General features: G+C 27.9%; 17 protein-coding genes. 12 read left to right on the top strand and 5 right to left on the bottom strand.

Annotated elements, in window-relative coordinates; genetic code table 11:
* The 5 genes from speA to ACKU3H_RS12895 are packed head-to-tail and all read right to left on the bottom strand — an operon-like array spanning position 1 to position 4,612.
* Positions 1-1,800 (bottom strand): biosynthetic arginine decarboxylase, encoded by a 1,800-nt coding sequence (speA, locus tag ACKU3H_RS12915; RefSeq protein WP_320036481.1) that lies wholly within the window; start codon positions 1,798-1,800, stop codon positions 1-3.
* Positions 1,800-3,017: a histidine--tRNA ligase gene (gene hisS, locus ACKU3H_RS12910; RefSeq protein ID WP_320034278.1), complete on the bottom strand. Its 1,218-nt coding sequence runs from the start codon at positions 3,015-3,017 to the stop codon at positions 1,800-1,802. The genes speA and hisS overlap by 1 nt, the downstream gene beginning before the upstream one ends.
* Positions 3,010-3,576, bottom strand: a complete 567-nt coding sequence (gene tmk, locus ACKU3H_RS12905) for a dTMP kinase (protein WP_320034277.1) — start codon at positions 3,574-3,576, stop codon at positions 3,010-3,012. Before tmk ends, hisS begins: the two co-directional genes overlap by 8 nt.
* Positions 3,567-4,055, bottom strand: coding sequence for a pantetheine-phosphate adenylyltransferase (coaD, locus tag ACKU3H_RS12900; protein ID WP_320034276.1), 489 nt, complete (start codon positions 4,053-4,055; stop codon positions 3,567-3,569). The genes tmk and coaD overlap by 10 nt, the downstream gene beginning before the upstream one ends.
* 2 nt (positions 4,056-4,057) lie before the next feature.
* Entirely contained in the window at positions 4,058-4,612 is a 555-nt protein-coding gene (locus ACKU3H_RS12895) for a UbiX family flavin prenyltransferase (RefSeq protein ID WP_320034275.1), read from the bottom strand.
* Between the two features lie 236 nt (positions 4,613-4,848).
* On the opposite strand from ACKU3H_RS12895, the gene ACKU3H_RS12890 reads away from it, so the two are divergent.
* The 12 genes from ACKU3H_RS12890 (at position 4,849) to ACKU3H_RS12835 (ending at position 15,245) form a co-directional block, all read left to right on the top strand.
* Entirely contained in the window at positions 4,849-5,490 is a 642-nt protein-coding gene (locus ACKU3H_RS12890) for a recombinase family protein (RefSeq protein ID WP_320034274.1), read from the top strand.
* A gap of 23 nt (positions 5,491-5,513) precedes the next feature.
* Complete coding sequence (locus ACKU3H_RS12885) at positions 5,514-6,158, top strand: CBS domain-containing protein (protein ID WP_320034273.1); 645 nt, start codon at positions 5,514-5,516, stop codon at positions 6,156-6,158.
* A gap of 57 nt (positions 6,159-6,215) precedes the next feature.
* Positions 6,216-7,181 carry a putative sulfate exporter family transporter gene (locus ACKU3H_RS12880; RefSeq protein WP_320034272.1) on the top strand — a complete coding sequence of 322 codons (966 nt, stop codon included), beginning with the start codon at positions 6,216-6,218 and terminating at the stop codon, positions 7,179-7,181.
* A gap of 36 nt (positions 7,182-7,217) precedes the next feature.
* Positions 7,218-8,528: an MFS transporter gene (locus ACKU3H_RS12875; protein ID WP_320034271.1), complete on the top strand. Its 1,311-nt coding sequence runs from the start codon at positions 7,218-7,220 to the stop codon at positions 8,526-8,528.
* Positions 8,529-8,606: 78 nt separating this feature from the next.
* Positions 8,607-9,272 carry a winged helix-turn-helix domain-containing protein gene (locus tag ACKU3H_RS12870; RefSeq protein WP_320034270.1) on the top strand — a complete coding sequence of 222 codons (666 nt, stop codon included), beginning with the start codon at positions 8,607-8,609 and terminating at the stop codon, positions 9,270-9,272.
* A gap of 250 nt (positions 9,273-9,522) precedes the next feature.
* Positions 9,523-9,969 carry a 50S ribosomal protein L9 gene (gene rplI / locus ACKU3H_RS12865; protein WP_320034269.1) on the top strand — a complete coding sequence of 149 codons (447 nt, stop codon included), beginning with the start codon at positions 9,523-9,525 and terminating at the stop codon, positions 9,967-9,969.
* A gap of 3 nt (positions 9,970-9,972) precedes the next feature.
* The gene (gene hslV / locus ACKU3H_RS12860; RefSeq protein ID WP_320034268.1) at positions 9,973-10,509 is read left to right on the top strand and encodes an ATP-dependent protease subunit HslV; all 537 of its coding nucleotides are present in this window, start codon (positions 9,973-9,975) and stop codon (positions 10,507-10,509) included.
* A 6-nt stretch (positions 10,510-10,515) separates the two neighbouring features.
* Positions 10,516-11,844: an ATP-dependent protease ATPase subunit HslU gene (gene hslU, locus ACKU3H_RS12855; RefSeq protein WP_320034267.1), complete on the top strand. Its 1,329-nt coding sequence runs from the start codon at positions 10,516-10,518 to the stop codon at positions 11,842-11,844.
* A gap of 71 nt (positions 11,845-11,915) precedes the next feature.
* Positions 11,916-12,221: a hypothetical protein gene (locus tag ACKU3H_RS12850; protein ID WP_320034266.1), complete on the top strand. Its 306-nt coding sequence runs from the start codon at positions 11,916-11,918 to the stop codon at positions 12,219-12,221.
* Positions 12,218-13,006, top strand: coding sequence for a TatD family hydrolase (locus ACKU3H_RS12845; protein ID WP_320036480.1), 789 nt, complete (start codon positions 12,218-12,220; stop codon positions 13,004-13,006). Before ACKU3H_RS12850 ends, ACKU3H_RS12845 begins: the two co-directional genes overlap by 4 nt.
* Positions 13,007-13,042: 36 nt before the next feature.
* Positions 13,043-14,446, top strand: coding sequence for a LysM peptidoglycan-binding domain-containing protein (locus ACKU3H_RS12840; protein WP_320034265.1), 1,404 nt, complete (start codon positions 13,043-13,045; stop codon positions 14,444-14,446).
* Positions 14,433-15,245 carry a septal ring lytic transglycosylase RlpA family protein gene (locus ACKU3H_RS12835; RefSeq protein WP_320034264.1) on the top strand — a complete coding sequence of 271 codons (813 nt, stop codon included), beginning with the start codon at positions 14,433-14,435 and terminating at the stop codon, positions 15,243-15,245. The genes ACKU3H_RS12840 and ACKU3H_RS12835 overlap by 14 nt, the downstream gene beginning before the upstream one ends.
* The last annotated feature ends 3 nt before the right edge of the window (positions 15,246-15,248 follow it).

Raw genomic sequence — 15,248 nt, 5'->3', positions numbered from 1 at the left:
CTAACTCCATGTTGTCTTTAGATAACTGTTATCGTGTAAATATTTTTTTAGTATTTTATATGTTTTGTCATCTAAATTTGTTTTTAATACCTCTTTTAAATTTTTAGTATCATGATCTATATCTTCTAAAATATCAATAATTTTTTGTGATTCTAATATTTTTTCAAGTTTTAATTTTCCATCTTCAAAAACTACATTAATCTCAGTAGGGTGAGAAAAAAGGTTATGTCTCATACCCAAAATATCTTGATATGCTCCAACATGGAAGAAACCTAAATAGTATTCTTCTAATTTTAGATTTACATCATGTAGATAAAGTGGTTTTTCTGGATTAAACCCAATCTCACCGTCACTATCACAAGTAATATCCCAAAGTGAAGCACTTCTTGTTGGTTTTTTATCTAGATGTGTAATAGGCATCATAGGAAACTCTTGTTTAATACCCCAAAAATCAGGCAATGATTGAAATATAGAAAAATTAACTAAATATTTTTCTTGAATTTTATTGTCTATTCTTTTTAACTCTTTATAATCATCAACTTCTAAAAACCAGATTGCTTTTTTGATAATAAGGTTATTTAATATCTCAGCATTACTTCTATCTTCTAAATCAATATAACCTAAATCAAATAGTTTTAATAAAGATTCTAAGTGATCAATACTATCATGCATATATTCCAGTGCTGTTTTAGAATTCATATCATTATATAAATCTCTTAACTCTTCAATTAAAGGTGGGTTTTTTTCTTTTAATCTTAAATGTTCAGCATCATATTCAGCTGTAAACAGTTCTAATACAGGAGTAATTAGTACAGTAGAACTAGCACTTATAAATCTTCCTGATTCAGTGAAAATATTAGGCTCTTCAACACCTTTTTGTTTGGCAATATTTTTAAGGGTAAATATAACATCATTTGCAAACTCTTGAAGATGGTATTGTGCAGTTCTATGAAATTGAGAGTATTCAACTGCTAAACCTCCACCAATATTTATTGCAGATAAATTTACAGCCCCTAAGTTTTTTAGTTCAGCATAAATATGTCCTGATTCTTTTAAGGCATTTTTTAAAGGTTTAATTGTTTCCATTGATGAACCAATATGGAAATGTATCATTGTAAGAATATCTACTAAGTTATTCTCTTCTAACATCTCAAAAGCCTCAAGAATCTCTGTAGAACTTAATCCAAATTTAGCATCAATTCCACCAGATTTTGCCCAAGCTCCTCCACCTGAATTAAATAGTCTTACTCTAAGTCCTACATTTGGAGTAGGAAGAGATGTTTCTTTTTCAACTTCAATTATTGTTTCAAGCTCATTTAGACCTTCAATTATAATTGTAATATCATGTCCCATTTTTTTAGCAATAAAACCTAAATGGATCATCTCTTTATCTTTAAATCCATTTACTGTAATTGGCGCACCAATTTTATTATATGTCATTGCTAAGAAAAGTTCAGCCTTACTTCCTGCTTCTAAACCATAATTGTATTTTTCTCCAGCTTTCACAAGGGGTAATACAAAATTTGGAAGTTGATTAACTTTTAGAGGGAAAACAGCATTAAATTTTCCTTTATAATCATACTCTTTTATTGCATTTGAATATAAGCTATACAATTTATCTATCTGTTTTTCTATTAGATGTGGGAATCTAAAAAGTAAAGGTCCTTTGTAATCTTTTTCTCTAATATCTTTTACCATATCTATTAGTGAAGGTTTAGATGCATAGTTTAACTTTACTACTCCATCTTCAATTATAAAATTACCATCTGCCCAGATATTAATACCATAATTTTCCAAAATTAAAAATCCTCAAGTTTTATAGTTTTATCTTCTTTTGTTTTTAAATCTTTGATAAAGATTGTTCCATCTTTAATCTCATTTTCACCAATTAGTGCAACTATATTTGCACCTTGTTTTTCTGCAAGATTAAAGTGTTTTCCAAATCCTCTAACAGAATATTCAATAAATGTTTTAGAATCTTTTCTTTTTTTGCTTGCAATTTTTGTTAAAATATTTAATGCATCTTCACATAATGCTCCAAGATAAATTACATCTTTTTCATCTTCTTGCATTTTAACTAATTCAAGTAACCGTTCGATTCCAATTGCAAATCCTATTCCAGGTGTTACTCTTCCACCTAAGAATTCAACAAGTCTATCATATCTTCCACCACCTGCGATTGCACTTTGAGCACCAATCTCATTTGATGTAAACTCAAATGCAGTTTGAGAATAGTAATCTAAACCTCTAACAAGGTTTGTATTAATCTCATATTCTACATCATTGAAATCTAAAATCTCTTTTAATTTTTCAAAGTCAGTATCACATTTTTCACAAAGATTATTTGTGATTTTTGGAGCATTGTATAATAGTTTTTGACAGTTTTCATTTTTACAATCTAAAACTCTGATTGGATTTGTCTCAATCCTTCTATTACAGTCTTCACAAAGATCTTCTTTTATATCTGTTAAATAGTTAACCAGCTTTTCTCTATACGCAGGCATACAGTTTTGATCACCTAATGAATTTAGTTCAAGTTTGAATCCTATTTTGAAAAAATCTAGAATATCTTTTATCATCATAATGATATTTGCATCTTCATAAACAGAGCTTACACCAAATACTTCACAACCAAATTGGTGGAACTCTCTTAGTCTTCCTTTTTGAGGTCTCTCATATCTAAACATTGGTCCATAATAGTACCATCTGTAAGTTCCTCCAGCTCTATCAAATTTATTTTCAACAAAGCTTCTTACCACACCTGCTGTACCTTCAGGTCTTAAACATACGTCATTTTCACCTTTATCAATAAATTGATACATCTCTTTATTTACAATATCAGAACTCTCACCAACTGATCTTTTAAAAAGTGCAGTTTCTTCTAAAATAGGAGTTTCTATATATGTAAATCCATAATTTTTTGCAATTCTTGATGCATTTTCTACAAAATATGTAAATAACTCACTATCACTACCTAATATATCGTTCATTCCTCTTAAGCTTTGAATATTAGCCATTAATAAAATCCTCAATCTTTTTTGAAATCTCTTCTATGCTTAAACTAGCATCTATAAAAATATAATTTAAATTTAATTGTTTAATTGTTCTTTTCATTCTATCTTGTATATCTAGTAGATAATCAATACCCCTAGACTCTATAGAATCGTTTGTTTTACCTTCTAATCGTTTTGTTAATTCCTCTTTAGATAATTCTAATAAGATAACATGTGATGGTAAAGTGTTTGATGTTGCTATAAGATTTAGTGTAGTTACTATCTCTATAGGCATATTGGATGCATAAGCTATACCACTTATAACACTTCTATCACTAATTACTATTTTATATTCATTAGGTTTTATAACCTCTTCAATATGTTCTGCTCTATCTGCAAGAAAAAGAAACATCTCTGCAACTTTACTCTTTGCTTCACCATTTAAAGCCATAGCTCTTAGTTTAAGCCCAATCTCTGTACCACCTGGTTCTTTTGTAAAAATTGCCTCTTTGTGGTTTTCTTTTAGTATATCAAGCTGTGTTGATTTCCCTGCTGTATCTATACCTTCAATTACTACATACATTCTAATACCTTCTGTGGAACTAAGTGTTCAAATTTCCCATTAAATCGAATAATTTCTCTTACAATTGTAGATGAAACAAAAGCATTTTCTAATGTAGGCATTAGATAAAGTGTTTCAAGTTTTTTATTTATTGATGAGTTTGCATATCCCATTTGTAGTTCATATTCAAAATCTGATACAGCTCTTAGACCTCTTATAATCGTATTTATTTTAAGTTCACTTGCTAAATCAACTAATAAAGTATCAAATCCAATAACTTTTACTTTTGGCATATCTTTTGTAGCTGCTTGGGCAAATGCTACCCTTTGTTCGTGTGTAAACATAGGACTTTTCATTTCACTTTTTGCAACTGCTATAATCACTTCATCAAAAATATATGTAGCTCTTTTGACAATGTCCATATGACCGTTAGTTATGGGATCAAAAGTACCACTATATATTGCTTTTCTATAAGTTGTTGTATTATCGTTAACCTGCATATCTATTTCCATCTTTCATATAAATTATGCTCAATTCTAAGTAAATCATACCATTTACCAATCATAAAGTCTTCCATTAACTCTAATGAGTTTTGTTTTGAATAGTACGCCAAAACAGGAGGCGCAATTATTACTCCTAGTTGAGAAAGCTTATGCATGTTTTCAAGTGCAATGGTTGAAAAAGGCATCTCTCTTGGGGCAAGTACTATTTCTCTTTTCTCTTTTAACATTACAGTAAAAGCTCTTGTGATTAGATTATCTGAAATACCAACAGAGCATTTTGCTAAAGTATTCATAGAACAAGGTAGTATTATCATCTTATCAGTTTTAAATGAACCCGAAGAAATAGGAGCTTCAATCTGATTTTCTTTAAATATATGAATCTTTTCATTTTCTTTGAAAAGTTTTGTAATATCAATACCTTCTTCAAGCTTTAGTGCTTTTTTAGCACTTTTTGATAAAACAGCAAACACTTCAATACTTTCTGGTAAGTTTTGGATAAATTTAAGTCCAAGTTTTGCACCACTAGCACCGGTTATAGCTACAACTAATTTCACTTTCAAAACCTTCATTAGTTTTTATTAAGAGTTAGATATTAGCCAAAAATCCCTTTATTTTCAAAAGTCAAAAAAAACTAATAAAAAAATTATAAAATTTCTTATAAATTTAATCAAAATTTAAGAAAAGTGTAAGTTGGAAAGGTATATCATTTTGTATAATAAAAAACTATATATAAGTAAACATATTGTATGATATTTATATATAAATTTATAATTTTGTTAAAGGAATAAAGATGTCTAAAATTTTCAGTTTTGTAAGAGTTAATAATAATAATGAGTCGTATACTAAAACCCAAAAGAAAGGTTTGTCTGACTATAAAAGTAGAAACAATATTTCAGTTTACAAGGAGATTGAGATAGTAATTGATACTCCAGATGATGAAAAAAATATGTTGGATTTTTTAAAAAGTTGTGAATCTTCATCTACACTTTTAGTTTATAATTTAAATGTTTTTGGAAGAACAATAGAAACTATTTTAGAGATTGTTAGATTTTTACTTTCTAATAAAATTAGAATAATTGTAGTAAAACAAAATCTTGACTTAGTAGATGATAAAGATATGTTAACTCAAATGATTTTAGGTGTAATATCTATGACTGTTAATTTAGAAAAAGATTTAATGAGCTTAAGAACAAAAGAAGCACTTACTGCTAAAAAATTAAAAGGTGAAAGTTTAGGTAAGCCAAAAGGTACTATTCAAAAATCTAAATTTGATAAACAAAGAGATAAAATAGAAGAGTTATTAGCAGTAGGTTTATCTGTTAGAAAAATTGCTAAACTTTTAGGTTATAATAATCATATTGGATTAAATAACTATGTTAAAAAAAGAAATATTAGACATAACTTGCCAAACACTTTAGATATAGCAAGTTAAAACAATAAAAAAAGAGAGTAGCTATGTTTGCAATATACAGTAACAATGGACTTAGTTTTAGAAGTACAGTAGACAATCTTTATAGTATGTCAAATGTTGATTCTGTTGCAAAGGTTAGAAACAATATAAATGAGGGTCTGCCTAAAGATCATTCAACAAAACCTAAAAAAAGACTTTATGAAAATGATAAAGTTGAAGAAGCTACTCAAATCTATAGAAATATTGCAAATATTGATACCTCTGAGCAAATATTTCATGTAAAAGATTTAATGACAAGAGAAGTTATTGTATTAAATCAAGATAATACTCTTCAAGAAGCTTATAATCTTATGGAAGAAAAAGAGATAAGACAAATTCCTATTATAGATACAAATGAAGATGGAAAAATAATTGCTATGGTAAATCAAAAGCATATTTTAAATTCAATACTAAATGATTTAGAATATGTAAATGCAACTTTAAGAAGACCACTTTCTAGTTTTGATTTAGGAGAAGTTATTGCAGCAGATCCAATAACTGATATTAGAAGAGTTGCAAAAGTAATGGTTGATTTTAGTTTAACTGCAATTCCAATTGTTGATCAAGATGATAATCTTTTAGGAATAGTTTCAAGGGCAAATATTTTAAAAGCAGTTGCAAATACTCCCCCTTTACAAATCTGGAGTTAGAAGATTTATTTATATTTATAAAAGCTTTAATTATAAATTTTTTTTATATAATTCGCCATGAATAAAATTTATGGATTATTATTATGTATTGCTGTTGCTATAATTGCAACAGTGTTGTCAGGTTATATACCTGTGGGTTCTGTTGCTATTGCTATTATTTTAGGTGCTATTTTAGGAAATAGTATCACTATACCTTCAAAATTTTCTCATGGTATCACATTTGCAGAAAAATCACTTCTTTCTTTTTCTATCGCTTTAATGGGAATAAATTTAGATTTTAATGTACTAAAAGCATTAGGGGCAAATACAATTCTTATAATTGTAATCTCTTTAATTGCTACAATATTTTTTGCTTTATATGTATCAAAAAAACAAAACTTTGATAAAAAATTAGGATTGATTTTAGGTATTGGAAATGCTGTTTGTGGTAGTGCCGCTATTGCAGCAACTAAAGATATTGTTAAATTGAACAAAGAAAAGTCTGCTTTAGCAATTGCGATTGTAAATTTATTGGGTACAGCTGGACTTTTTATTTTGCCTTTTATTGGAATGTTATTAGGTTTTAATGATGTTGAATTAGGTATTTTATTAGGTAATACACTACAATCAGTAGGGCATGCTGTTGCAGCAGGGTTTGGTGTAAATGAAACTGTAGGACAGAGTGCAACAATTGTTAAGATGGGAAGAATCCTACTTTTGACCCCTGTAATTATTTGGTTAATATTTTTTGTTTCAAAGAATAATACAAAAAATACTCTTAGTTCAAAAAGGTTTAAAATGCCTATATTCATATTGGGATTTATCTTTTTTTCAATTATAGCAACAACTCAGATTTTGCCACAAAATATAATAGATTATATATCTTTACTTTCTAAAATATCTTTACTTTTGGCAATGAGTGCCATAGGATTAAAAATTAGTTTTAAAGCTATTAAAGAGAGTGGTTGGGATGCTTTAGTTTTAGCTGGATATATATTTAAATTTCAAATATTGCTTTCAATTGTTTTAATAGCTATATTTTAATATACTGTTTTTCTACAAAAAAATAAATGGAAAAATATGACAAAAAAAGTAAAAATTGAATCTTTATATGAAAAATTGGTAAATGAAGAAGATGCCAGAGTTTGTAAAGCAATAGATGAAAGTGCTTGTAAAGTAGTTCCAGGTAATTTTTTTATTACCATTATAAGTTACTTTTTTAATAAACTAGCAGATTCTGTTGCTAATGCAAAAGTTGTTTTACCTTGGATAATGGAAAGTTTAAATGTTCCAATTTTTTTAATATCTTTTTTAGTTCCAATAAGAGAATCGGGTTCTTTATTACCCCAACTAGCTATAGCTGCATATATAAGAAAAATGCCCATACGAAAAAATATTTGGGTATTGGGAAGTTTTGGACAAGCTTTATGTATGATAGGTATTGCTATAGTTGCACTTACTTTAGAGGGACTTACAGCAGGTTATGCGATTATAGGTTTATTGATACTTTTTAGTTTAGCAAGAGGTTTAAGTTCAGTTGCTGCAAAAGATGTTGTGGGAAAAACAATTCCTAAAACTAGAAGAGGTGCTTTAAATGGTTTGTCAGCAAGTGCTGCTGGTATTTTAGTAATAGCTCTTGGTATATACTTTTTAATAAATGGTGAGAAACCATTTTCCCCTTCTAATTTTGCAGTTTTATTAAGTTTAGCTGGTCTTTTTTGGATAATAGCAGGTATTGTATACAGTCGTATTAAAGAGTTTGAAGGGGAAACTGATGGAGGAGGAAATGCAGCTGTTGTTGCTTTTCAAAAATTATCTATTTTAAAAACGGATAAAAACTTTAGACTTTTTGTAATAACTAGGGCATTGTTTTTATGTTCAGTATTAAGTGCTCCTTTTTATGTTGTTTTAGCACAAAAAAATTCAGATTCAAATACTTATTTACTTGGATTATTTATTTTATCAAGTGGAATGGCTAGTTTATTTTCAGCTCCAATTTGGGGTAAGTTTTCTGATGTTTCAAGTAGAAAAGTTATGATATATGGAGCTTTGATTTGTAGTATTTTAGGTATATTTATTTTTTTTATGGATATATTTTTCCCATCTTTATTTTCAATAATTTGGGTAATGCCTATTTTATATTTTGTTCTTAGTATTGGATATCAAGGTATTCGTATAGGAAGAAAAACATATTTGGTTGATTTAGCAGAAGGAAATAAAAGAACTGATTATGTAGCTGTTAGTAATACTCTAATTGGAATTGTTTTACTTTTTAGTGGATTAATTGGAACATTAAGTAGTATTATTAGTTTAGCAGGAGTTATTTTATTTTTATCTATTCTAGGAGTAATTGGTATTGTACTTGCTTACAATTTACCAGAAATTGAATAATTTTTTATATCAGCTAACAAATAATTAATAGATATATTTTATAATACTTTCAAGATATATAAATGTACGGAGAGTATATTGAGAGCTTTAAGAGTATTAGTTTTAAAAGATTATGGTACCTCTATTATAAGAATTATTAATATTTTAGAAAAAAATAGTTTTGATTTAAATATTTGTGAGACAACAAATGAGTTTTTAGAATATACTTATTATAATCATTATGATTTATATATTATAGATATTGATGATAAAAACATCTCTAGATTTAAGTTTATTAAACTTCTAAATGAATATAAAGATAAAACAATGAAGCTTGTTATTGCTAAAAGACCTAATATAATGAAAGCTTCATTTCTTTATGGTTGTGATGAATGTATTGTTAAAAGTATAGATGAGAGTGAATTACTTTTAAGAATAAAGGCATTAATTAGAAGAGAATATAAAGTTCATTCAGATTTAATCAATATTTCAAATAATATAGTTTATGACATCTTTAGAAAAAAAATTTTAAAAAATAAATCAGAAATATTTATAGGTCAAAAATCTCTTCAAATAATAGCTTATCTTCTAAAATACAGAGGTTTTTTTGTAAGTTCTAAAAATTTAGAAAATGGTGTATATCCTGCTAATTCAAATAATAAAAATGGTTCAATTAGATTTCATATTCATAAAATAAGACAAATTATTGGAGAAGATATAATCATATCAAATAGAACAAGTGGTTATAAGATAAATATACAATAGTTCTTTGGGTCATTTTAAAGTAGTTTAGGAGTATAACTCATTCAGTAAATTAGTAGGAGGAGACTGATTGAGCTAGGATATGGATTTATCTTTAAAATGACCGTTAATCAAATTGTAAGATTAGATTGTTAATTTTCTGTTTGATTAAAAAACCAATTATGTTTTTTTAAGCTAACTCTAATCTTAGACCTTAATACTCACTTCAAATACTTTATTGTAAAATACTCAACTTTTAAAAATTGGAGATCTAATGAAAGTATTATTAATTAAAGATGTAAAAGGTACTGGTAAAGCAGGAGACGTAAAAGATGTTAAAGATGGATATGGTAAAAATTTTTTAATAGCAAAAGGTTTTGCTCTTCATGCAACTGAAGAAGTTTTAGCAAATTATGCAGAAGAACAAAAGATAAAAGCAGCTCAAGAAGCAAAAGAGATAGCAGAAGCTAATGAATTAGCAGAAAAATTAAATGCAACTAAACTTACAATCAAACATAAAGTTGGAGCAAATGGACATTTAATTGGTTCAGTAACTAATAAAGAGATTAGTGAATCTTTACAAGAAGAGTTTAATATAGATATTGATAAAAAAGCTATTACATTAAAAGATAAAATAAAAGCTACAGGAATTTTTGAAGTAGATTGTAAATTAGGGCATGGAGTTCATGCTACACTAAAAGTAGATATAATTGGAGAATAATTAATGTTTGAAGCAACAACGATACTTGCATATAAAGGTCAAGGCGAAGCTGTAATAGGTGGAGATGGTCAAGTTACTTTTGGAAATGCAGTTTTAAAAGGAAATGCAACTAAGATTAGAAAACTATATAAAGATCAAATTTTAGCTGGTTTTGCAGGTAGTACAGCTGATGCTTTTAACCTTTTTGATATGTTTGAAGGACACTTAGAATCATCTAAAGGTGATTTATTAAAAGCTGTGGTTGCTTTTTCAAAAGAGTGGAGAAAAGATAAGGTTCTAAGAAGATTAGAGGCGATGATGATTGTATTAAATAAAGAAAATATTTTTATTCTTTCTGGAACTGGTGATGTTGTTGAACCTGAAGATGGAAGTATAGCCTCAATTGGTAGTGGTGGTAATTTTGCTATTTCTGCTGCTAGAGCTTTAGCTAAACATTCTGATTTAAAACCTGTTGATTTAGTAAAAGAGTCACTTATGATTGCAGGTGAACTTTGTATTTATACAAATCAAAATATTAAAATATTAGAGATAGAGGATTAATATATAATGGAATTAACACCAAAACAGATTGTATCTTATTTAGATGATTATATTATTGGTCAAAATGATGCTAAAAAAACAATCGCTCTTGCTTTAAGAAATAGATTTAGAAGAATGAATGTGTCTCCTGAGTTAAGAGAAGAGATTATGCCTAAAAATATCCTTATGATAGGAAGCACTGGTGTAGGTAAAACTGAAATAGCAAGAAGACTTGCAAAAATGATGGGATTACCATTTATTAAAGTTGAAGCATCAAAATATACTGAGGTTGGTTTTGTTGGTCGAGATGTTGAATCTATGATTAGAGATTTAGTTTTTGAATCAATTAACTTAGTTACAAGAGAGTTTGAAGAAAAAATAAAAGATAAAATTGATGATGAGATTAATAAACAGATAATTGAAAAACTAGTTCCACCTCTACCAGATGGTGCTACTGAAAGTGCAAGAGAATCTTTTATAAAAACATATAATAAAATGGAAGAAAAACTACTTTCAGGGGAACTAGATGAAAGAGTTATTGAAATTGAAGTTCCTAAAAAAACCCATGTAGAGATTATCGATTCATCAATGCCTATGGATATGACTTCTATGCAAGAAAGCCTAAATAAAATGTTAGGTGGATTAAATAAAGAAAAGATTAAAAAAGAAGTTAAAATCAAAGATGCAAAAGTTCTTTTAAAAGAAGTAGCTGGAGATAAACTTTTAGACCAAGAGGCTATTAAAATCGAAGCTATAAAAAGAGCAGAGAATGGTGGAATAATCTTTTTAGATGAAATTGATAAAATTGCTACGGGAACGAAGTCTCAAAATCAAGACCCAAGTAAAGAGGGTGTTCAAAGAGATTTATTACCAATTGTTGAAGGAAGTTCTGTTCATACAAAATTTGGACAAATCAAAACTGATCATATTTTATTTATAGCTGCAGGTGCATTTCATGTTTCTAAACCATCTGATTTATTACCTGAACTTCAAGGAAGATTCCCTTTAAGAGTAGAATTAGATAATTTAGATGAAGAATCATTATATAAAATATTAACAAATACAAAAAACTCTTTATTGAGACAATATCAAGCATTATTAAAAGTTGAAGATGTAGAGTTAGAATTTACTGATGATGCGATTAGAGCTTTTGCTAAATATTCTGTAAGTGCAAATGAAAAGACTGAAGATATTGGTGCTAGAAGACTTCATACTGTAATTGAAAAAGTGATAGAAGATATCTCTTATGAAGCTGATGAAAGAGCTGGTGAAAAAGTTATTATTACAAAAGAATTAGTTGAAGAAAAACTTGATGACATTGTAGATAATGAAGATACAGCAAGATATATTCTATAAAAAAATACAGTTTAAAACTGTTATTATTTTTTTTTAGATAAAATTTATGAAATAACAACAGGGAGATAGAGATGACATTAGTAACTTTTTGTGATATAGATGATTCTGTAATCGATTCAAAGCATACAATAGAACATTTTCAAAGTGGGTGTTCAGGTGAAGCACAAATTGCAATTTTAGATATTAATTCAATATTTGATTTTGAAGAGAATAAACATGAAGCTTGTACTGACAAGTTTGCAACTATAGCTATAGTTGAAGATGATAGCGATTATGATGCTTTTAAAAATTTTGGTATAGATGCTTGGATTAAAGCTGAAGACTTTTCAGATGTTAATGAGCTTCTAAATCTAATTGAAAAAAGGTTTTTCTCATAATTATTGATACACACTGTCATTTAGACAATAAACAATATTACGAAGATATAGATGAAGTTATAAAAAGAGCATTAGAACATGGTGTTAAAGGCTTTTTAATACCAGGTGCTGATTATGATGATTTACCTCAAGCTATAAAATTAGCAGAAAAATATGATGAGGTATATTTTGCAGTTGGAACTCATCCTTATGATATGGAACAATATGATGAGAGAGTATTAGAAAAATATGTTAATCATCCTAAATGTATTGCTATTGGTGAATGTGGGTTAGATTACTTTAGACTCCCTGAAGATGAAGCTGAAAAAGAATATACTAAAAATAAACAAAAAGAGGTTTTTAGAGCTCAAATTGAGTTTGCAAAAAAAGTAAATAAACCTCTAATTGTACATATTAGAGAAGCATCTAATGATTCAAGAGAAATACTTATTGAACATAATGCCAAAGAAGTAGGTGGAGTATTACACTGTTTTAATGCTAGTGAACATTTACTCCCCCTAGCAGAGCATAATTTTTATTTTGGAATAGGTGGGGTTTTAACTTTTAAAAATGCAAAAAAACTTGTAGAGATATTACCTAAAATTCCAAAAGAAAAAATTATTATTGAAACTGATGGACCATATTTAACTCCTCATCCTCATAGAGGGAAAAGAAATGAACCTTTTTATACTACATTTGTTGCAGATAAAATTTCAGAGTTATTGCATATGGAAAGACAAGAGGTTGAAGATCTTACTACAAACAATGCAAAAACCTTATTTAAGCAGTTTTCTAAAATTATTTAGATAAAATATTACCTATTTTAAGAAATAGGATAGAATTTGAGGAAAATATTATTTGTTCTTTTAATTTTCTCTGCTTATTTAAATGCGACACTTACGGGTTCAAATTTTACACAAAGAGATTTACAAATATTAGAGGATTTGGATATAAATCCATCTTTTATTACAGATTATAAACTGCAAGAAGTGTATGAGAGATTACAAAACAAAACAAGTTTAGACCATTATATACGAAAAATGGAAGATGCTTCTATTTTTATACCAAGAATAAAAGAGATTTTAAGAGAAGAATCAATTCCTGATTCATTTTTATATATGGCTATGGCTGAATCAAACTTTACAATTGATGCAAGATCAAATGCAAGAGCAACAGGGCTTTGGCAATTTATGTATGCAACAGGTAAAAGATATGGACTTAATAGCAATATGTACGTTGATGAGAGAATGGATTTAGTAAAATCAACTGTAGCAGCAACAAAATATTTAAAAGCATTACATAAAAGATTTGGAAAATGGTACTTAGCTGCAATTGCATATAATTGTGGAGAGGGAAGAGTTGTTGAAGCATTAACAAGAGCAATACTTGACCTTTATGTTCAAAAACATCCAGAATTAAAAAATAGTAAAAAAATAAGAGAGTATAGAAAAGTAGTTAGAGATTATCAACAAAGAAGAGTTAGATTTTATAGTTTAAGAGATGTTTATAGAGAGGTTCAAAAATATGATATTGAACCTGAGTTAGAATATCTTCTAAGAGAACAAAAAAATCTTGGTAGACAATATTTGCCAAGAGAGAGTAGAAGATATATTAGAAAAATTATCTCATTGGGAATGATCAATTCCAAAAATTTTATTAAAGAGTATGAAAATTCACATCTATTAAATATGGGAATTTCAAAAACAATTGCAACTGTTCCTGTAAAAGGTGGTTTACATCTTAGAAATATTGCAAAAGTTATTGATATGTCTTATAGTGAGCTATTAGATTTAAATAAACATATTAAACAATCAATAATCCCACCTTCTAAAAACTATTATTCAATCAATATCCCATATGATAAATTGACACTATTTAACAAAAACAGTAGTTTAATTGAAGATACAAAATATGCAATTCATGTGGTAAGACGTGGAGATACATTGTATGGGATATCAAGAAAATATAAAGTGCCTTTAAAACTTATTAAAACACATAACCATTTAAAAACTTCAAGATTATCTATAAAACAAAAGATTGTTCTACCTATACCAAGTGATATGTTGGGAAAAGTTGATTTTACAACTTTTAGTGATAGAAAAACAGTTAAAAAATATATAGTTAAAAATGGAGATTCTTTATATTCTATAGCAAAGAAATATAAAATTAATGTAAAAAAACTTATGAGAGATAATAAGCTAAAAACTACACTTTTAAGAATAGGAGATAGTATTGTTATTAGATAAATATAAATTACCACTTACGATTGTTTCTTTATCTTCAATTATTTTTTTTAGTGGATGTTCAGAAAAAAGCAGAACTATAAGTTACTATACAGGAAATAATTCTTCAAAAACTTATAAAGATATTCCAAAAGAAAAGATTAGAAACTCTAAAGCGATGCATAGAGCAACTATGAGGCCATACCAAATAGCAGGGAAATGGTATTATCCAACTTTAGCAAAAGTAGGTGATGTTCAAAGGGGAATTGCTTCATGGTATGGTCCAAACTTTCATGCTAAAAAAACTTCAAATGGTGAAGTTTATAATATGTATGCAATGACAGCTGCACATAAAACACTACCAATGAATACAATGGTTAAAGTAGATAATTTAGATAATGGAAAATCAACAATTGTTAGAATCAATGACAGAGGACCTTTTGTTAGTGGAAGAATAATTGACTTATCAAATAAAGCTGCCCATGAAGTAGATATGGTGGGAAAAGGTACTGCTAATGTAAAAGTTACAGTTTTAGGTTTCCATGCCAAAATTGCAAAAACAAAACAGGAAAAAGCTGAAACTGCTACTGTTGGTAAGTATTATGTTCAAGTTGGTGCATTTAGAAGATTAGAGGGTGCTGAGATTACAAAAAGAAAATTTGAAATGATACTTGAAGATAGGTATAATGTAGTTATAAAAGAGGGTGTTTATTTAGAACAACCAATTAACCGTGTATGGGTTTCAGGTTTCAGATCAGAAGAAGAAGCGAGAGACTTTAAAAAGAATAATGATCTTAATAGTGCAATGATAATTGCTGAATAGGAA

Source organism: Halarcobacter sp., from assembly GCF_963675975.1.
In the GTDB taxonomy this organism is placed as follows: domain Bacteria; phylum Campylobacterota; class Campylobacteria; order Campylobacterales; family Arcobacteraceae; genus Halarcobacter.
This window is presented reverse-complemented; position numbering and strand designations above follow the sequence as displayed.